This window comes from Streptomyces sp. Z423-1 (genome assembly GCF_013009255.1).
Classification (GTDB): Bacteria; Actinomycetota; Actinomycetes; order Streptomycetales; family Streptomycetaceae; genus Streptomyces; species Streptomyces gossypiisoli.
Genome location: NZ_CP053109.1, coordinates 2,657,579 through 2,675,982, shown reverse-complemented (window position 1 = coordinate 2,675,982; position 18,404 = coordinate 2,657,579). Strand labels below are relative to the sequence as shown.

The 18,404-nt window shown below is 70.8% G+C and carries 13 protein-coding genes; 9 read left to right on the top strand and 4 right to left on the bottom strand.

Features of this window, described 5'->3' with window-relative positions:
- Positions 1 to 8: 8 nt before the first annotated feature.
- Entirely contained in the window at positions 9 to 878 is an 870-nt protein-coding gene (locus HJD23_RS11935) for a 5'-methylthioadenosine/S-adenosylhomocysteine nucleosidase (RefSeq protein WP_180687774.1), read from the bottom strand.
- Between the two features lie 66 nt (positions 879 to 944).
- Here HJD23_RS11935 and HJD23_RS11930 point away from each other — a divergent pair, with 66 nt between their 5' ends.
- Entirely contained in the window at positions 945 to 1,478 is a 534-nt protein-coding gene (locus HJD23_RS11930; protein WP_171117984.1) for a hypothetical protein, read from the top strand.
- 12 nt (positions 1,479 to 1,490) lie between these two features.
- On the opposite strand, the gene HJD23_RS11925 is transcribed toward HJD23_RS11930, so the two are convergent.
- Both HJD23_RS11925 and HJD23_RS11920 read right to left on the bottom strand, forming a co-directional pair.
- Positions 1,491 to 2,177 carry a response regulator gene (locus HJD23_RS11925; protein WP_171117982.1) on the bottom strand — a complete coding sequence of 229 codons (687 nt, stop codon included), beginning with the start codon at positions 2,175 to 2,177 and terminating at the stop codon, positions 1,491 to 1,493.
- Positions 2,174 to 3,817, bottom strand: coding sequence for a sensor histidine kinase (locus tag HJD23_RS11920; RefSeq protein ID WP_171117980.1), 1,644 nt, complete (start codon positions 3,815 to 3,817; stop codon positions 2,174 to 2,176). The genes HJD23_RS11925 and HJD23_RS11920 overlap by 4 nt, the downstream gene beginning before the upstream one ends.
- 255 nt (positions 3,818 to 4,072) lie before the next feature.
- Between HJD23_RS11920 and HJD23_RS11915 the strand changes: the two genes are divergently transcribed.
- The 4 genes from HJD23_RS11915 to HJD23_RS11900 all read left to right on the top strand — a co-directional run bounded on the left by HJD23_RS11915 (position 4,073) and on the right by HJD23_RS11900 (position 8,758).
- A complete protein-coding gene (locus HJD23_RS11915) occupies positions 4,073 to 5,491 on the top strand; it encodes a cation:dicarboxylase symporter family transporter (RefSeq protein ID WP_171117978.1) in 1,419 nt (472 codons plus the stop codon).
- 164 nt (positions 5,492 to 5,655) lie between these two features.
- Positions 5,656 to 6,036, top strand: coding sequence for a MerR family transcriptional regulator (locus HJD23_RS11910; protein WP_171117976.1), 381 nt, complete (start codon positions 5,656 to 5,658; stop codon positions 6,034 to 6,036).
- Positions 6,033 to 6,347, top strand: coding sequence for a thioredoxin (gene trxA / locus HJD23_RS11905; protein WP_171117973.1), 315 nt, complete (start codon positions 6,033 to 6,035; stop codon positions 6,345 to 6,347). The genes HJD23_RS11910 and trxA overlap by 4 nt, the downstream gene beginning before the upstream one ends.
- Before the next feature lie 179 nt (positions 6,348 to 6,526).
- Positions 6,527 to 8,758, top strand: a complete 2,232-nt coding sequence (locus tag HJD23_RS11900; protein ID WP_171117971.1) for a UvrD-helicase domain-containing protein — start codon at positions 6,527 to 6,529, stop codon at positions 8,756 to 8,758.
- A gap of 4 nt (positions 8,759 to 8,762) precedes the next feature.
- On the opposite strand, the gene HJD23_RS11895 is transcribed toward HJD23_RS11900, so the two are convergent.
- Positions 8,763 to 11,381, bottom strand: coding sequence for a glycosyltransferase family 1 protein (locus tag HJD23_RS11895; protein ID WP_171117969.1), 2,619 nt, complete (start codon positions 11,379 to 11,381; stop codon positions 8,763 to 8,765).
- A 268-nt stretch (positions 11,382 to 11,649) separates the two neighbouring features.
- Between HJD23_RS11895 and HJD23_RS11890 the strand changes: the two genes are divergently transcribed.
- The 4 genes from HJD23_RS11890 to HJD23_RS11875 all read left to right on the top strand — a co-directional run bounded on the left by HJD23_RS11890 (position 11,650) and on the right by HJD23_RS11875 (position 18,399).
- The gene (locus HJD23_RS11890; RefSeq protein WP_171117967.1) at positions 11,650 to 12,852 is read left to right on the top strand and encodes a S8 family peptidase; all 1,203 of its coding nucleotides are present in this window, start codon (positions 11,650 to 11,652) and stop codon (positions 12,850 to 12,852) included.
- Positions 12,853 to 13,068: 216 nt separating this feature from the next.
- Positions 13,069 to 15,159: an alpha-1,4-glucan--maltose-1-phosphate maltosyltransferase gene (locus HJD23_RS11885; RefSeq protein WP_171134019.1), complete on the top strand. Its 2,091-nt coding sequence runs from the start codon at positions 13,069 to 13,071 to the stop codon at positions 15,157 to 15,159.
- Positions 15,156 to 16,856: a maltose alpha-D-glucosyltransferase gene (treS, locus tag HJD23_RS11880; RefSeq protein WP_171134018.1), complete on the top strand. Its 1,701-nt coding sequence runs from the start codon at positions 15,156 to 15,158 to the stop codon at positions 16,854 to 16,856. The genes HJD23_RS11885 and treS overlap by 4 nt, the downstream gene beginning before the upstream one ends.
- A 133-nt stretch (positions 16,857 to 16,989) precedes the next feature.
- Positions 16,990 to 18,399: a maltokinase gene (locus tag HJD23_RS11875; protein WP_171110972.1), complete on the top strand. Its 1,410-nt coding sequence runs from the start codon at positions 16,990 to 16,992 to the stop codon at positions 18,397 to 18,399.
- Positions 18,400 to 18,404 lie beyond the last annotated feature (5 nt).

Here is an 18,404-nt window from a genome sequence, read left to right as displayed (position 1 = left end):
AGCCCCGTCTACCGCCCCTCGTCCCCCCGGTCGACCCGCTTGGCGACGAACGGCCCGTGGAAGGAGCTCCAGCGAAAGTCGAGGTGGTCCCCTCCGTACCGCGGCCCTCCGTACCGCGGCCCCCGATGGGGCCCCTCCTCGGAGTCGCCGGTCCCACGCGGCCGTTGCTTGCGCAGCACCGCCACCGCCACCGACGCCGCCTGCGCGGCCGCCCGCTCCTGCGAGCCCGACGCGTCGGCCGCGGGCTTGCCGGGGTCGGCGCGGTCGCTGATTCCCCGGATCACCAGCGTGTCCAGCCGGCCACTGAGATGCGCCGCGTGAGCCGCCCCGGATCCCTCCGTCTCGATCGCGTACGCGTCGTTGTAGGTCCGCCCGATGTACTCGGCGAAGGCGGACCTGTCGTCGGCCAGGACGACATCCCCGCAGGCGATGGGCTTACGGTGTCCCCGCACCCCCTCCAGGTCGCGCAATGCCGAACGGGCGGCCTGCACCAAGCGGTGCGAGCCGTGCCAGACCTCCGGCCTGGCGAGGAATCCCGACGGCGTCTGCTTGCCGCCCTGAACGGCGTACACCTTGGTGCCGACCACGACGTCACCGATCTCGACATCGTCATTGAGCCCTCCGGCGACCCCCACGAACAGCAGCGCCTCGGGTCGCAGCCAGGAGACGATCCGCATCGTCAGCGCGGCCGCGTTCACCGCACCTTCGCCCAGCTCGGCGATCGCCACCGTCCACGGCGTACCCCGGAGGTGACCACGCTCGACGCGCGTCCCGTCGTCGTGGACAAGCTCCTCGGCGTCCTCGATGTGCGCGCGCATCGCGTCGTACTCGACGTGGAGCGCGGTCAGGACGACGACGGTGGGTGATGTCTCGGGCACCCGTTTAAGGTACTTCCAAGTCGCCTGCCGACAGGCAGGGTTGGCACCGACAGGGGGGACAGGCGAGTGCCGGAACGAGACGTCACCGTCGGCCAGCTGCTCCTCGCCGAGTACCAGACCGTCAAGGACGAGCAGAAGACCCGTATCGGCTTCCGCGACAACCTCCTCTACGTCACCCTCACCATCGTCGCCGCCGTCATCGCCGCCACAGCCCAGGCGAAGCGGCCCGACATGCTGCTCGCGCTCCCGCCGGTCTGTGTCGTCCTCGGCTGGACCTACCTCGTCAACGACGAGAAGATCTCCGCGATCGGCAAGCACATCCGCGAGGACCTCGGCCCCCGCCTCGCCCGACTCGCCCAGGCACAAGAGGCCTTCACCTGGGAGACCGCCCACCGCTCCGACGCCCGCCGCCGCTCCCGCAAGGCCGTCCAGTGCGCCGTGGACCTGCTGGCCTTCTGCGTCGTCCCCCTCGCCGGACTCGCCGTCTACTGGTGTGCGGGGGAGACGGAGACCGGGCTGATCGTCCTCTCCGCTGCCGAGGCGGCCATCGTCACCGGACTCGGCTGGCAAGTCGTCAGCTACGCACGCCCGTTCCGCTGAACGACGGCGAAGCTACTGCCCCTTGACCCACCGATACTGCAACTCGGGCCGCCCCACCGTCCCGTACTGCGGACTCCGCGCAGCCCTCCCCGCGTCCACCAGATGCTCCAGATAGCGACGGGCCGTGATCCGCGAAATGCCCACCGCCTCCGCGACCCCCGTCGCCGTCAGACCCTCCCCGCAGTCCCGCAACGCCACGGTCACCCGCTCCAGCGTCGGCGCGCTCAACCCCTTCGGCAGTGCCGCCGGCGTCGGCGCCCGCAGCGTCGCCAGGGCGCGGTCGACCTCGTCCTGGCCGCTGGCCTCCCCGGCCGCTCCCCGGAACTCGGCATAGCGCACCAGACGGTCCCGAAGCGTTGCGAAAGTGAACGGCTTCAGCACGTACTGCACAACGCCCAGCGACACTCCCTCCCGCACCACCGTCAGATCCCGCGCCGACGTCACCGCTATGACGTCCGCGTGATACCCCGCCGCCCGCAACGACCGCGCCAGCTGCAAGCCGTGCACATCGGGCAGGTGCAGGTCCAGCAGCAGCAGATCAACCGGCGTCCGCTCCAGTGCCCGCCGCGCCTCCGCGCCCGTGTGCGCCTTCCCGACCGCGACGAACCCGGGCACCCGGCCGACGTACATCACATGCGCGTCCGCGGCCACGGGATCGTCCTCGACGACCAGCACACGGATCGGCTCCTCGACTGTCATGCGCGGCCTCCCGCAGCCGTACCACCAGCACCCCGGGCTGTCGCGGCGCCCTCCGTCAACGGCAACCGCACCTCGAACTCCGCCCCACCCCCAGCAGCCGCCGCCACCGACAGCGTCCCCCCATGCCGATGCACCGCCTGCCGCACCAACGCCAGTCCCAGCCCCCGGCCCCCGGGCCCCGCCGACTTCGTCGTGAAGCCCCGCTGGAAGACCAGCTCCGCGTGCGCCGGATCCACGCCCTCCCCGGTGTCCGCCACCCGCAGCACCAGCTCACCGCCCTCCAAGTACGCCGTCACCGTCACCCGCGCCCGCACGCTGCCCTGCGCCGCGTCCACCGCGTTGTCGATGAGGTTGCCCAGGATGGTCACCAGGTCCCGGGCGGGCAGCGACGGCGGCAGCAGGCCGTCGTCCAGGCGGCTGTCCTCGGACACCACCAGCTCCACGCCCCGCTCATTGGCCTGGGCCGTCTTGCCGAGCAGCAGCGCCGCCAGGACCGGCTCGCTCACCGCCGCGACCACCTGGTCGGTCAGGGCCTGGGCCAGCTCCAGCTCCGCGGTGGCGAAGTCGACGGCCTCCTCCGCCCGGCCCAGTTCGATCAGGGAGACCACGGTGTGCAAGCGGTTCGCCGCCTCGTGCGCCTGCGACCGCAACGCCTGCGTGAAGCCCCGCTCCGAGTCCAGTTCGCCCATCAGCGACTGCAGTTCGGTGACATCCCTGAGCGTGACGACCGTTCCCCGCCGCTCCCCGCCCGACACCAGTGACGTGTTCACCACCAGCACCCGGTCCGCCGTCAGGTGCACCTCGTCCACCCGCGGCTCCGAGGACAGCAGCGCACCCGTCAGCGGGGCCGGCAGGCCCAGATCGGCCACCGAGCGGCCCACGACATCGCCGGTCACACCGAGCAGTTCCCGCCCGCCGTCGTTGATCAGCGCCACCCGGTACTGCCCGTCCAGCATCAGCAGCCCCTCACGCACCGCATGCAACGCCGCCTGGTGGTAGTCATGCATACGGCTGAGCTCGGCCGCGTTCATACCGTGCGTGTGGCGGCGCAGGCGGGCGTTGACGACGTACGTGCCGACCGCGCCCAGGACGAGGGCGCCGCTCGCGGCGCCGATCAGGGCGGTCAGCTGGCCCCGTACGCGCTCGCTGATCGCCTCGACCCGGATGCCGGCGCTGACCAGGCCGACGATGCGCGGGCCGTCGTAGACGGGGGTGACCGCGCGGACGGACGGGCCGAGGGTGCCCGTGTAGGTCTCGGTGAAGGACTGACCGCGCAGCGCGGGCTCGATGTGGCCCAGGAAGCGGCCGCCGATCCGGTTCGGGTCGGGGTGGGTCCAGCGGATGCCCCGCGGGTTCATGATCGTGACGAAGTCGACGTCCGTGTCGCGCATGACACGCAGGGCGTACGGCTGGAGGGATGCCGTCGGGTCGGGGGTGCGGATCGCCTCCTGTACGGAGGGCGAGTCGGCGATCGAGCGGGCCACCGCCATCGCCTGGCGGCCCGCCGCGTCCTCCGCCTGGTTGCGGTCGCTGACGTACGAGAACAGCGCGTATCCGGCGACGAGCACGGCGATCAGCACGGCCTGCACGGCGAACAGCTGGCCGGCCAGGCTGCGGGGTCTCGGGACACGGATGTGCATGTCGCCAGTGTGCCCCCGACGTCAGGGCCTGTCGGGCGGATCATGCCGGAGACGCGGGGCGGCACTGTTGGTTCCCTCCGACCTGATCCGCCGGGCAGGCCCTGAGCGTGAACTAAATGAACGGAAGGGTGACCGCCCTCACAGCTCGGGAGATAGTCACGGCATTCGTTCATGTACGGGCAACGCCCCGGACAGTTTCCCCCGGACGTGAGCCGCACGCCGGTGATGCCGATGACGTCGTCAAGGAGGGCAGCCGTGACCAGCGCAGCCGATACGGCACCTGCCACACCCGCCGCGAAGCGGGACCGCACCCACTATCTCTACATCGCGGTGATCGTCGCGGTCGCACTCGGCATTGCCGTGGGCCTGGCCGCGCCGGACTTCGCCGTCGAGCTGAAGCCCATAGGCACCGGCTTTGTGAACCTGATCAAGATGATGATCGCGCCGATCATCTTCTGCACGATCGTGCTCGGCATCGGTTCCGTACGGAAGGCCGCCAAGGTCGGCGCGGTCGGCGGTATCGCCCTCGGCTACTTCCTGGCGATGTCCCTGGTGGCGCTCGGTATCGGCCTGGTCGTCGGCAACATCCTCGAGCCGGGCACCGGCCTCGCCGTCACCGACGCCGTCCGCGAGACCGGTCATGCACAGGTCGACGCGGAGGCCAAGAGCACCACCGACTTCCTGCTCGGCATCATCCCGACCACCATCGTCTCCGCCTTCACCGGGGGCGAGGTGCTGCAGGCCCTGCTCATCGCGCTGCTCGCCGGGTTCGCGCTGCAGGCCATGGGCCCCGCCGGACAGCCGATCCTGCGCGGCATCGAGCACATCCAGCGGCTCGTCTTCCGCATCCTCGCGATGATCATGTGGGCCGCCCCGATCGGCGCCTTCGGCGCCATCGCCGCCGTCACCGGTTCCGCGGGCCTCGACGCGCTCAAGAGCCTCGCCGTGCTGATGCTCGGCTTCTACGTCACCTGCGTGCTGTTCGTCTTCATCGTGCTCGGCGCGCTGCTGCGGATCGTCTCGGGCCTGAACATCCTCACGTTCTTCAAGTACCTGGGCCGTGAGTTCCTGCTGATCCTGTCCACCTCATCCTCCGAGTCCGCGCTGCCGCGGCTCATCGCGAAGATGGAGCACCTGGGCGTCAGCAAGCCGGTGGTCGGCATCACCGTCCCGACCGGCTACTCCTTCAACCTCGACGGCACCATGATCTACATGACCATGGCGTCCCTGTTCATCGCCGACGCCATGGGCACGCCGATGGGCATCGGCGAGCAGATCCCGCTGCTGCTCTTCCTGCTGGTCGCCTCCAAGGGCGCCGCCGGTGTCACCGGCGCGGGCCTCGCCACCCTCGCGGGCGGCCTGCAGTCCCACAAGCCCGCCCTGGTGGACGGCATCGGCCTCATCGTCGGCATCGACCGCTTCATGAGCGAGGCCCGCGCCCTGACCAACTTCGCGGGCAACGCCGTCGCCACCGTGCTGATCGGCACCTGGACCAAGGAGATCGACAAGGAGCGGGTGGGCGCGGTGCTCGCGGGCCGGCTGCCGTTCGACGAGAAGACGCTGCTCGACGACGGCCACGGCGGCGGTGGCGCGGCTTCGGCCGACGACGCCGAGGTGCCCCGGCAGATCGCGGGCGGAGAGAAGGACGGCGAGAAGGCGCTGGCCAAGGCCTGATCCGATCCGCCGGTACTGCCCCCACCCCGGGTACCCCCCACACGCCCGGGCGGCTGAGATGCTCCCCCGTCGCTCAGCCGCCCGGGCTCACCCTTGCCCAAATCTGCGGGCCTTGCCTTGACGCCCTTGCCTTGACCCCGACGTCAAGGCTTACGTTCCTACGCATGCGAATCGGCGAGCTGGCCGAACGGGCCGGAACCACCACGCGGACACTCCGGTACTACGAGGCGCGAGGGCTGCTGCCCGCACGCCGGGACGCGAACGGCTACCGGGACTACGACGAGCGGGACCTGAAGCTGCTGCGGCAGATCAGGACGTTGCAGGACTTCGGGTTCGACCTGGAGGAGACGCGGCCCTTCGTCGAGTGTCTGCGGGCCGGGCACCCCGAGGGCGACTCCTGCCCCGCCTCGCTCGCGGTCTACCGGCGCAAGCTGGACGAGCTCGATGCGCTGATCGGCGAGTTGCAGGCGGTGCGGGCGCAGATCGGGGTACGGCTGGCACTCGCCGAGGATCCGAAGTGCGAACTGGGAGGGCAGCAGTGGTGAACGACGTGACGGACGCGGATTTCGCGACAGAGGTGCTGGCTGCGGACCGGCCGGTGCTGGTGGAGTTCACCGCCGACTGGTGCCCGCCGTGCCGGCAGATGGCGCCCGTGCTCCGGGCGGTGGCCGCCGAGGAGGCGGAGCGGCTGAAGGTGGTGCAGCTGAACGTGGACGCCAATCCGGAGACGACGAACGCCTACAAGGTGCTCTCCATGCCCACGTTCATGGTGTTCCGCGCGGGTGAACCCGTGCGGTCGATGGTCGGCGCCCGCCCCAAGCGGCGGCTCCTGGAAGAGATCTCCGAAGTCCTGTGACCTGAGCAGACCCCGAACCGAACGTAAAGAAATCCCCCGAGCAATTGCGCTCGGGGGATTTCTCTGCGTATATTCAATGATTCGCGACTTCGTGGGAATTGGGTCGCGAAGAAGTTCAGTAGCCACAGTATATCCGGGCGGGAGCGGAATTGTCAAACAGCGGAATTCCAGACGACGAAATGCGCCGCGAGCAGGAATTCATCGACGACCTGTACGCGCGCGTCGACGTGCTGCGCGGCGACGCCGAGGCCTCCGTCACGGACGCGCTCGCGCAGGGCGACAAGCCGATGCAGGCCCGCCTGGAGCGGGACATCCTGGTCGCCGAGCGGTCCGGGCTGCTCGCCGCGCTGAACGCGGTGGACGGCTCGCTCTGCTTCGGCCGGATCGACCTCACCTCCGGTACCAGCCACCACATCGGCCGGATCGGCCTGCGCGCCGACGACGCCGAGCGCACGCCGATCCTGATCGACTGGCGGGCCGAGGTCGCCCGCCCCTTCTACCTGGCCACCGGCCACACCCCGATGGGCCTCAGCCGCCGTCGGCACATCTCCACCGACGGCCGCCGCGTCACCGCCCTGCACGACGAGTTCCTCGACGTCGACGACGCCACCAGGACCGGTTACGAGGACCCCAGCGGGGACGCCGTCCTGCTCGCCGCGCTGAACTCCGCGCGCACCGGCCGGATGGCCGACATCGTGCAGACCATCCAGGCCGAGCAGGACGAGATCATCCGCGCCCCGCACCGGGGCATCCTGGTCGTCGAGGGCGGCCCCGGCACCGGCAAGACCGCGGTGGCCCTGCACCGGGCGGCGTACCTCCTCTACGAACACCGGGAACTGCTCGCCAAGCGAGCCGTCCTCATCGTCGGCCCCAACCCCGCCTTCCTCGGCTACATCGGCGAGGTGCTGCCCTCGCTGGGCGAGACGGGCGTGCTGCTGGCGACGGTCGGCGAACTCTTCCCCGGCGTCAAGGCGACGGCGACCGACACCCCGGAGGCGGCCGCGGTCAAGGGCCGCGCCGAGATGGCCGACGTCCTCGCCGCCGTCGTACGGGACCGGCAGGCGCTGCCCGACCCGGTGATCGCGATCGAGCACGACCGCGAGATCCTGATGCTCGACGACGGCCTCGTCGGCGTCGCCCGCGAACGGACCCGCGCCGCGAAGCTGCCGCACAACGCGGCCCGCGAGCACTTCGAGGGGCACATCCTCAACACCCTCACCGAGCTGTACGCCGAGCGGGTCGGCACCGACCCGTACGACGGCTCCAACCTCCTCGACGCCAGCGACATCACCCAGATCCGCGACGACATCGCCGAGAACCCCGAGGTCTGGTCCGCCATCGACCAGCTGTGGCCGGTGCTCACCCCGCAACGGCTGGTCGCCGACTTCCTCGCGGAGCCGGAGGGGTACGTCAGCGATGCCGACGCCGCGGCCGTCCGGCGGCCGGTGACGCGGGCGTGGACCGTGGCGGACGTACCGCTGCTCGACGAGGCGGCCGAGCTGCTGGGCGAGGACGACCGGGTGGCACGGGCGCGGGCGGAACGCGAGCGGGAGCGGCAGGTGTCGTACGCCCAGGGCGTCCTGGACGTCTCGTACGCCTCCCGGACGTACGAGTTCGAGGACAAGCACGACGACGACAGCGAGGTCCTGTCCGCGCACGACATCATCGACGCCGAGCGGTTCGCCGAGCGGCACGAGGAGGACGACCACCGCAGCGCCGCGGAGCGGGCGGCGGCCGACCGTACCTGGGCGTTCGGGCACATCATCGTCGACGAGGCGCAGGAGTTGTCGCCGATGGCGTGGCGGCTGCTGATGCGGCGCAGCCCGACGCGGTCGATGACGCTGGTCGGCGATCCGGCGCAGACGGCGGAGGCGGCCGGGGTCGGCTCCTGGTCGAAGATCCTTCAGCCCTATGTCGAGAACCGCTGGGAGCACACGCGCCTGGGCGTCAACTACCGCACCCCCGCCGAGATCATGGACCTCGCGGCGGCGGTCGTACGGGCGGAGCACCCCGACTTCGAACCGCCGAGTTCCGTACGGTCCACAGGGGTACGTCCCTGGATCCGCGCCACCGACGACCTGCCCGGCGCGGTCGCCAAGGCGGTCGAGGAACTCACCCCGGCCGAGGGCCGGCTGGCCGTCATCGCCCCGCGCGCCCTGCACCGGCGCCTCGCCGCACACCTGGACGGCGTGACGGCGGGCGCCGAGCCCGACCTGACGCACACGGTCGTCCTCCTGGACCCGCGCCAGGCCAAGGGCCTGGAGTTCGACTCGGTCCTGGTCGTCGAGCCGGGCCACTACGGCACGAGCGACCTGTACGTCGCCCTGACCCGCGCGACCCAGCGACTGGGGGTGCTGCACACGGGGCCGCTGCCGCGGGGGCTGGCCGAGGGGTTCCCGGCGTCGGCCTGACGGCTCACCTCAGCAACACCCCCGCCCCCTCCACCACATCCCCCGACGGCACCGCCACCAGCCCCAGCTCCGCGCTCGTCGCCAGCAGCCGGTGCGCGGGCAGGATCCGCACCGTGTAGCCGTACGGCCCCGTCCGGTCCAGGGACAGCGGACCCTCGTACATCCACCGCCCCTCCAGGTCCGGTCCGCCCGCCGGTTTCAGCGGCACCGTCGACGCGTCGGCGATGCGGTCCTCGGAGTCCACGCGGCCGGAGACCGCCTGGACCTCCACGTCGTCGGGGGCCAGGTCACCCAGGGCGACGCGGACGCGGAGGGTGAGGGTGGAGCCGAGTTCGGCCGTCGCCGTGGTGGCGGAGGTCTCGACGTGGTCGACCCGCACACCGTGCCAGGACCGGCGCAACCGGGTCTTCCACTCGGCCAGTTCGCGCGCCGCGTCCGGGTCCATCGTGCGATGGGCGCGGGCCGCGGGGGCGTACAGCCGCTCGACGTACTCGCCGACCATCCGGCCCGCCAGCACCTTCGGGCCGAGCAGCATGAGCGTCTGGCGGACCATCTCGATCCAGCGGTCGGGCAGGCCCCCGGGCCCCTGCTCGTAGAAGCGGGGGGTGATCCGCTGTTCGAGCAGGTCGTACAGCGCCGCCGCCTCGATGGCGTCACGGCGGTCGGGGTCGGTGCCCGCGCCGTCGGCGGTCGGGATCGCCCAGCCGAAGTCGGGCTGGAACCACTCGTCCCACCAGCCGTCCAGCACGGAGAGGTTGAGGCAGCCGTTGAGCGCCGCCTTCATGCCGCTGGTGCCGCAGGCCTCCAGCGGGCGCAGGGGATTGTTCAGCCAGATGTCGCAGCCGGGGTAGAGCTTCTGCGCCATCGCCATGCCGTAGTCGGGCAGGAACACGATCCGGTGCCGCACCCGCGGGTCGTCGGCGAACCGCACCAGCTCCTGGATCAGCCGCTTCCCGCCGTCGTCCGCCGGGTGCGCCTTGCCCGCGACGACGATCTGGATGGGCCGCTCGGGGTGCAGCAGCAGGTCCATCAGACGGTCGCGGTCGCGCAGCATCAGCGTCAGACGTTTGTACGACGGGACGCGCCGCGCGAATCCGATGGTGAGGACGTCCGGGTCGAGCACGCCGTCGATCCAGCCCAACTCGGCCGTACCGGCCCCGCGTTGCCGCCAGGAGGCCCGCAGCCGCTCCCGTACCTCGGTCACCAGCTGCTCCCGCAGGTTGCGGCGCAGCTCCCAGATGTCCTGGTCGGGGATGTCGGCGACGGCGTCCCAGCGGTCCTCGCCGCCGCCGGTGAAGGCGTCCTCGGCGCGCTGCGGGCCGACCTGCCGGGCGCCGAGCTGGAAGACCTCGGGGGCGATCCAGGTCGGGGCGTGCACGCCGTTGGTGACGGAGGTGATCGGCACCTCGTCGGGGTCGAACCCCGGCCAGAGCCCGGAGAACATCTCACGGCTGACGTTGCCGTGCAGCAGGGAGACACCGTTGGCGCGCTGGGCCAGGCGCAGGCCCATCACGGCCATGTTGAACAGGTTGGGCTCCCCACCCGGATACGTCTCCATGCCGAGCTGGAGGATGCGCTCGACGTCGATGCGCGGGAGTTCGGCGTCGGGCCCGAAGTGCCGGGCGACCAGCTCGCGGTCGAAGCGGTCGATGCCGGCCGGGACGGGCGTGTGGGTGGTGAAGACGGTACCGGCGCGGACGGCTTCCAGCGCGGAGTAGAAGTCCAGCCCGGCATCGCCCAGCTCGGCGATCCGCTCCAGCCCCAGAAAACCGGCGTGCCCCTCGTTCGTGTGAAAGACCTCGGGCTCGGGGTGCCCGGTGAGCCGGCAGTACGTCCGCACGGCCCGCACACCCCCTATCCCCAGCAGCATCTCCTGCAGCAGCCGATGCTCACTGCCACCGCCGTACAGCCGGTCGGTCACGCCCCGCTCGCGGAGGTCGTTCTCCTCGACGTCCGAGTCGAGCATCAGCAGCGGCACCCGGCCGACCTGGGCCAGCCAGATCCGGGCACGCAGGTGCCGGCCGCCGGGCAGGGCGAGGGTGACCTGGGCGGGCGTCTCGTCCTCCTCCTTGAGCAGGACGAGGGGCAGCTCGTGGGGGTCCAGGACGGGGTAGTGCTCCTGCTGCCAGCCGTCCCGGGAGAGGGTCTGCCGGAAGTAGCCGTGCCGGTAGAGCAGCCCGACCCCGATCAGCGGTACGCCGAGGTCGCTGGCCGCCTTGAGATGGTCACCGGCGAGGATGCCGAGGCCGCCGGAGTACTGCGGCAGGGCTGCCGTGATGCCGAACTCCGGGGAGAAGTAGGCGACGGCGGTGGGCAGTTCACCGGACTGCGCCTGATACCAGCGCTCCCCGGTGACATAGTCGTCGAGGTCGTCGGCCACGGTGGTCAGCCGGCGCAGAAAGCGGCGGTCCTCGGCCAGCTCGGCGAGCCGGGCGGGCGGGACGCTGCCCAGCAGCCGAACCGGGTCACCGCCCGACGCGGCCCACCGCTCCGGATCGACGGACTGGAACAGCTCGCGCGTCTCCGTGTGCCAGGACCAGCGCAGATTCCGCGCCAGATCACTGAGCGGCCGTAGGGGTTCGGGGAGAACGGGTCGGACGGTGAATCGACGGATCGCCTTCACATTCCACCTCGTCAGCGTGCGGAAGAAGGACGCACAGCGGTGTGCGTCCCGTCATCGATATCGACGGTAGTGGCTACCCGGCGTCGCCGTGGCCGACTCCGGGCGTGGCCCTGAAACCGCCTTCATCCGCCCTCCGTGAACGATATGGCCGATTCCGCCCGTACACGCGTCCTTGTGGTGGTTCACACCGCACGAGAGGCTGCCAACCGGCGTGCCGCGCCGCGCGGGCGGGGCGGTGGGCGTCGAGGTGAGGAGGGGAACGCAGACCATGGCACGGACGCGAATATTTCGTCTGCGCCGGGTGGGGGGCCTGACCGCGGTGACGTGCGCCGTGGTCCTCTTGGCCGGTGTCCCGCCCGCGCAGGCCGCGCCGGAGGGGCGGATCGTCGGGGCCGGAGCACCCGGTTCCGTCAGCGGCAGTTATGTGGTGACGCTCAAGGAGGGCACGACGGCCTCCTCGGCGGGCGGTCAGGGCATCGCCGACCAGTACGGGGCGAGAATCAGCCATGTCTACGGCACCGCGCTGAACGGGTACGCCGTACGGGCCGACGACAGACAGGCGAAGCGGCTCGCGGCCGATCCGCGCGTCGCCTCCGTCGTCCAGGACACCCGCGTGGTCGCCGAGCACACCCAGAAGAACCCGCCGTCCTGGGGGCTGGACCGCGTCGACCAGCCGAATCTGCCGCTCGACCAGCGCTACACCGCACCGCGGTCGGCGGGCAGCGGAGTCACGGTGTACGTGATCGACACCGGGATCCGGATCAGCCACAAGGAGTTCGGCGGGCGGGCCAGTTACGGCTGGGACTTCGTCGGCCGGGACAGGAGCGCGGGCGACGGCAACGGCCACGGCACGCACGTCGCCGCCACCATCGCCGGCAGAAGCCTGGGCATCGCCAAGAAGGCCGAGGTCGTCGCCGTACGCGTGCTCGACAACGCAGGCGGCGGTACGACCGCCCAGGTCATCGCCGGGATCGACTGGGTGACCCGACACGCCCGCAAACCGGCCGTCGCCAACCTCAGCCTGGGCGGCTTCCACAACGCCCAACTGGACGCCGCCGTACGCACCTCCATCGCCTCCGGCGTGACGTACACCGTCGCCGCGGGCAACGACGGCCTCCCGGCGGGGCTCTCCTCCCCGGCGGGCGTCCGCGAGGCGATCACCGTCGGAGCCACGAGCCGCACCGACGCCCGGCCGTCGTTCTCGAACTACGGCTCGGCACTGGACCTGTTCGCGCCAGGCGTGTCGATCACCTCCGCGAGCCACCGGAGCGACACCGCCAGAGCGACCTTCTCCGGTACGTCGATGGCGTCGCCGCACGTCGCGGGCGCCGCCGCGCTCCATCTGGCCGACCGGCCGAAGTCCACACCGGCGCAGGTCTCCAGGGCGCTGGTCGCGGGCGCGGTCTCCGGAAAGGTCTCCGGGCGGGGGCTCGGTTCACCGAACAAACTTCTTCAAGTACCGCGGTCGTAGCGGTGCATTCCAGACCTGGTGCCAGCATCGGCCCCGTTCCTGCCGAACGGGGCCGGTCTTGTGCGTAGACATACGCGTGAGTAGTTAACAAAGTGCCGGATTGCCCACCCGAATAGGGTGGGAAGGCTCCTGCGGTACGCCCCACCGGTACACCCGCGCACGACCCCACCTCCCCACAGCCATCCGCCCACCCAGTTGACGCGGAACGGAGCGGTGATGCCCGCAACGCACCACTCGTCAGCACCCCTGACAGCCAGCACCGACAGCACCGAAGCACTCTCCGTGCGCCCGGTCGACGCCGGTTCGCCGGCCCCGGAGTCACCCTCCGCGGGCGACGTCACCGCCGTCGGGCGCATACCGGTCCTCGACGTCCGCCCGATCGTCCAGCACGGGCGCCGGCCCGCGAAGGCGGTGACCGGCGAGACGTTCGAGATCTCGGCCACCGTGTTCCGTGAGGGCCATGACGCGGTCGCCGCCAACCTTGTGCTGAAGGATCCGGACGGCCTGCCCGGCCCCTGGACCCCGATGCGCGAACTCGCCCCCGGCACCGACCGTTGGAGCGCCGATGTCACCGCCGGCCGGCCCGGCCTGTGGACGTACACCGTGGAGGCGTGGGGCGATCCGGTCAGCACCTGGCGCCACCACGCCCAGATCAAGATCCCCGCGGGGATCGACACGGACCTGGTCCTGGAGGAGGGCGCACGGCTGTACGAACGCGCCGCCGAAGGGACGCCCGACAGCGAGCGGTCCGTACTGCTCACCGCCGTCGCCGCGCTGCGCGACGAGACCCGCACCGCCGCCTCCCGGCTGGCCGCCGCGTTGACGCCGGAGGTCGATGCGGTGCTCGCGGTGTACCCGCTGCGGGAGTTGGTGACCGCGTCCGAGCCGTTGCCGCTGCTGGTGGAGCGCGAGCGCGCGTTGTTCGGGTCGTGGTACGAGTTCTTCCCGCGCTCCGAGGGCACGCCCGAGCGCCCGCACGGCACCTTCCGCACCGCCGCGCGCCGCCTTGCGGCCATCGCCGCGATGGGCTTCGACGTCGTCTACCTGCCGCCGATTCACCCGATCGGCAGCACCTTCCGCAAGGGCCCCAACAACACCCTGTCCGCCGGCCCCGACGACGTCGGCGTGCCCTGGGCGATCGGCTCGCCCGAGGGCGGCCACGACGCCGTCCACCCCGACCTGGGCACCCTGGAGGACTTCGACTGGTTCGTCACCCAGGCCAAGAGCCACGGGCTGGAGATCGCCCTCGACTTCGCCCTGCAGTGCTCCCCGGACCACCCCTGGGTCGACAAGCACCCCGACTGGTTCCACCACCGGCCCGACGGCTCGATCGCCCACGCCGAGAACCCGCCGAAGAAGTACCAGGACATCTACCCCATCGCCTTCGACCGCGACATGGACGGCCTGGTCACCGAGACGCTGCGGGTGCTGCGGCACTGGATGGCCCACGGCGTGCGCGTCTTCCGCGTCGACAACCCGCACACCAAGCCGGTGATGTTCTGGGAACGCGTCATCGCCGACATCAACCGCACCGACCCGGACGTGATCTTCCTGGCGGAGGCGTTCACCCGCCCCGCGATGATGCACACCCTGGCCCAGATCGGCTTCCAGCAGTCGTACACGTACTTCACCTGGCGCAACACCAAGCAGGAGCTGACGGAGTATCTGACCGAGCTGTCCGGTGAGGCGGCCGCCTACATGCGGCCGAACTTCTTCGTCAACACCCCCGACATCCTGCACGCCTACCTCCAGCACGGTGGCCGCCCCGCCTTCGAGGCCCGCGCCGTCCTGGCGGCCACCCTCTCCCCCACCTGGGGCGTCTACAGCGGCTACGAGCTGTGCGAGAACACCCCCCTGCGCGAGGGCAGCGAGGAGTACCTCGACTCCGAGAAGTACCAGCTCAAGCCCCGCGACTGGGACGACCCGAACAGCATCGCCCCCCTCATCACGCAGCTCAACGCCGTCCGCAGGCGGAGCCCGGCTTTGCGGCAGTTGCGGGACCTGCACTTCCACCACGTCGACAAGGAAGCGGTGATCGCGTACTCGAAGCGGTCGGGGTCGAACACGGTTCTGGTGGTCGTGAACCTCGACCCCCACCACACCCAGGAGGCCACGGTCTCGTTGGACATGCCGCAACTCGGCCTGGACTGGCACGAGTCGGTGCCGGTGCGCGACGAGCTCACCGGCGAGACCTATCACTGGGGCAGGGCCAACTATGTGCGCCTTGAGCCGGGCCACAGGCCCGCGCACATCTTCACGGTTCTGCGACCGTCCACCCCGCAGATCGGAGGGTCACCCACAACATGATCGTCAACGAGCCCGTCCCGGACACCTTCGAGGACACACCCGCCAAGGACCGGGACCCTCAGTGGTTCAAGCGTGCCGTCTTCTACGAGGTCCTCGTCCGCTCCTTCCAGGACAGCAACGGCGACGGCGTCGGCGACCTCAAGGGCCTGACCGCCAAGCTCGACTACCTGCAGTGGCTCGGCGTCGACTGCCTCTGGCTCCCGCCCTTCTTCAAGTCCCCGCTGCGCGACGGCGGCTACGACGTCTCCGACTACACGGCCGTCCTGCCCGAGTTCGGTGACCTCGCCGACTTCGTCGAGTTCGTCGACGCCGCCCACCAGCGCGGCATGCGCGTCATCATCGACTTCGTCATGAACCACACCAGCGACCAGCACCCGTGGTTCCAGGAGTCGCGACGAGACCCCGACGGCCCCTACGGCGACTACTACATGTGGGCCGACGACGACAAGCAGTACCAGGACGCCCGGATCATCTTCGTCGACACGGAAGTGTCCAACTGGACCTTCGACCCGGTGCGCAAGCAGTACTTCTTCCACCGGTTCTTCTCCCACCAGCCGGACCTCAACTACGAGAACCCGGCCGTCCAGGAGGAGATCCTCTCGGCGCTGCGCTTCTGGCTGGACCTGGGCATCGACGGCTTCCGCCTGGACGCCGTGCCCTACCTCTACGCGGAGGAGGGCACCAACTGCGAAAACCTTCCGGCGACCCACGACTTCCTGAAGCGGGTGCGCAAGGAGATCGACGCCCACTACCCCGACACGGTCCTGCTCGCCGAGGCCAACCAGTGGCCGGAGGACGTCGTCGACTACTTCGGCGACTACACCTCCGGCGGCGACGAATGCCACATGGCGTTCCACTTCCCGGTCATGCCGCGGATCTTCATGGCGGTGCGGCGGGAGTCCCGCTACCCGGTCTCGGAGATCCTCGCCAAGACCCCGGCGATCCCGTCCGGCTGCCAGTGGGGCATCTTCCTGCGCAACCACGACGAGCTCACGCTCGAAATGGTCACCGACGAAGAGCGCGACTACATGTACGCGGAGTACGCCAAGGACCCGCGCATGCGCGCCAACATCGGCATCCGCCGCCGACTGGCGCCCCTGCTCGACAACGACCGCAACCAGATCGAGCTGTTCACCGCCCTGCTGCTGTCCCTCCCCGGCAGTCCGATCCTGTACTACGGCGACGAGATCGGCATGGGCGACAACATCTGGCTCGGCGACCGCGACGCGGTGCGCACACCGATGCAGTGGACGCCGGACCGCAACGCGGGCTTCTCGTCCTGCGACCCGGGCCGCCTGTTCCTTCCGGCCATCATGGACCCGGTCTACGGCTACCAGGTCACCAACGTCGAGGCGTCCATGGCGTCGCCGTCGTCGCTGCTGCACTGGACCCGCCGGATGATCGAGATCCGCAAGCAGAACCCCGCCTTCGGACTCGGCTCGTACACCGAACTGCAGTCCTCCAACCCGGCCGTACTGGCGTTTCTGCGGGAGCACGGCGACGACCTCGTGCTGTGCGTGCACAACTTCTCCCGCTTTCCGCAGCCGACCGAACTCGACCTGCGCGCCTTCAGCCGACGCCATCCGGTCGAGCTGATCGGCGGGGTCCGTTTCCCGGCCATCGGTGAACTGCCGTACTTGCTCACCCTCGCGGGGCACGGCTTTTACTGGTTCCGGCTCCGCAAGGACGCCGCCTAGAAGGTCCGGGGCGGGGCGGTTTCTCCCGTCCCGCCCGGGGCACGCATCAGTAAACCCCCGTCCGCCCGCGTGAGCCGACACCGGCTGACAGCGCCCCCGTAGGCGAACCGGAGAAGGGGAAAGGACGCACGCCATGTCGGAAGCCGTCATCCGCCCCGCCACGACGACCGGCCCCGGGCTCCTCGCGTCGCTGGATCCGCTGCTGCGGGACTGGCTGCCACGGCAGCGCTGGTTCGCCGGCAAGGGCCGTCCGGTCGCCGGGTTCTCGCTGGTGGCGTCCACCGAACTGCTGCCGGCCGGCGGCAAACTGGGCCTGTACCACCTGCTCGTCCAGGTCCACCAGCCGCCCACACCGGCCCCGGGCACAAGCACAGGCACCGGCCCGGCCCCCGGCGACTGCTACCAGCTCCTCGTAGGAGTGCGCGAGGCCCTGCCGCCCCGCCTCGCACCCGCGCTGATCGGCCACGTCACCGAGGGCCCGCTCGCCGGACACACGGTGTACGAGGCCCTGTACGACCCCCGGCCCGCCGAGGTACTCCTGGAAGCTCTGCGCACCCAGGCCCGTATCGGCGGCCTCCGCTTCGAGCGCGAACCGCACCAGGAGATCCGGTCGGGCCTGGTCAGCCGAGCGGTGACCGCCGAGCAGTCCAACTCCTCGGTCATATACGGGGATACGTTCATCTTGAAGCTGCTCCGCCGTATCGTTCCCGGCGTCAACCCCGACCTGGAGCTGCCGCTCGCGCTGGCCCGCGAGGGCTGCCCCCGGGTACCCGCGCCGACGGCATGGCTGGGGGCGGAGCTGGCCGGGCAGTCGTACGTCCTCGGCGTCCTCCAGCCCTACGTCCAGGGCGCCACCGACGGCTGGGAGCTGGCCCTGCGCGAGCTGGCCAAGGGCGAGGACTTCGGCGCCGACGCGCGGGCCCTCGGCCGGGCCACCGCCGAGGTGCACACGGCGCTGGCCCGCGCCCTGCCGACCGTCACCCTCGGCCACACCCAGCTGCGCTCGATGGTCGACGGCATGCTCGGACGCCTCGACCTCGCCGCACAGGCGGTGCCCGCGCTGCGGCCGTACGTCCCCGGGCTGCGCTCCGCCTTCGAGGCGCTGGGCGACCTGGCCTCCGAGGGGCAGACCTGGACCGCCCAGCGCGTCCACGGCGATCTGCATCTCGGGCAGTGCCTGCGCTCGCCGACCGGCGAGTGGTCGCTGATCGACTTCGAGGGCGAACCGGCCCGGCCGCTCGCCGAACGCCGGATGCCGCAGCCGGCCGTGCGGGACATCGCCGGAATGCTGCGCTCCTTCGACTACGCGGCCCACTCCGTGCAGCACTCGGTGCCGGGCTGGGCGGAGCACTGCCGGGCCGCGTACTGCTCCGGCTACGCCGAGATATCCGGCCGCGATCCGCGGACCGACCCGGTGCTGCTGCGTGCCCTTGAGACCGACAAGGCCGTTTACGAGGTCGTCTACGAGGCCCGGCACCGCCCCGACTGGCTCCCCGTGCCCCTGTCGGCGATACGCCGCCTCGCCTCGAACCGACCGACCTGACCCTC

What these genes read in the sequence shown, in the direction of transcription:
- HJD23_RS11925 (WP_171117982.1), bottom strand. Translation starts at nt 2,177, where the DNA reads ATGACAGTCGAGGAGCCGATCCGTGTGCTGGTCGTCGAGGACGATCCC.
- HJD23_RS11920 (WP_171117980.1), bottom strand. Translation starts at nt 3,817, where the DNA reads ATGCACATCCGTGTCCCGAGACCCCGCAGCCTGGCCGGCCAGCTGTTC.
- HJD23_RS11910 (WP_171117976.1), top strand. Translation starts at nt 5,656, where the DNA reads ATGCGAATCGGCGAGCTGGCCGAACGGGCCGGAACCACCACGCGGACA.
- HJD23_RS11900 (WP_171117971.1), top strand. Translation starts at nt 6,527, where the DNA reads ATGCGCCGCGAGCAGGAATTCATCGACGACCTGTACGCGCGCGTCGAC.
- HJD23_RS11890 (WP_171117967.1), top strand. Translation starts at nt 11,650, where the DNA reads ATGGCACGGACGCGAATATTTCGTCTGCGCCGGGTGGGGGGCCTGACC.
- HJD23_RS11885 (WP_171134019.1), top strand. Translation starts at nt 13,069, where the DNA reads ATGCCCGCAACGCACCACTCGTCAGCACCCCTGACAGCCAGCACCGAC.
- treS (WP_171134018.1), top strand. Translation starts at nt 15,156, where the DNA reads ATGATCGTCAACGAGCCCGTCCCGGACACCTTCGAGGACACACCCGCC.
- HJD23_RS11875 (WP_171110972.1), top strand. Translation starts at nt 16,990, where the DNA reads ATGTCGGAAGCCGTCATCCGCCCCGCCACGACGACCGGCCCCGGGCTC.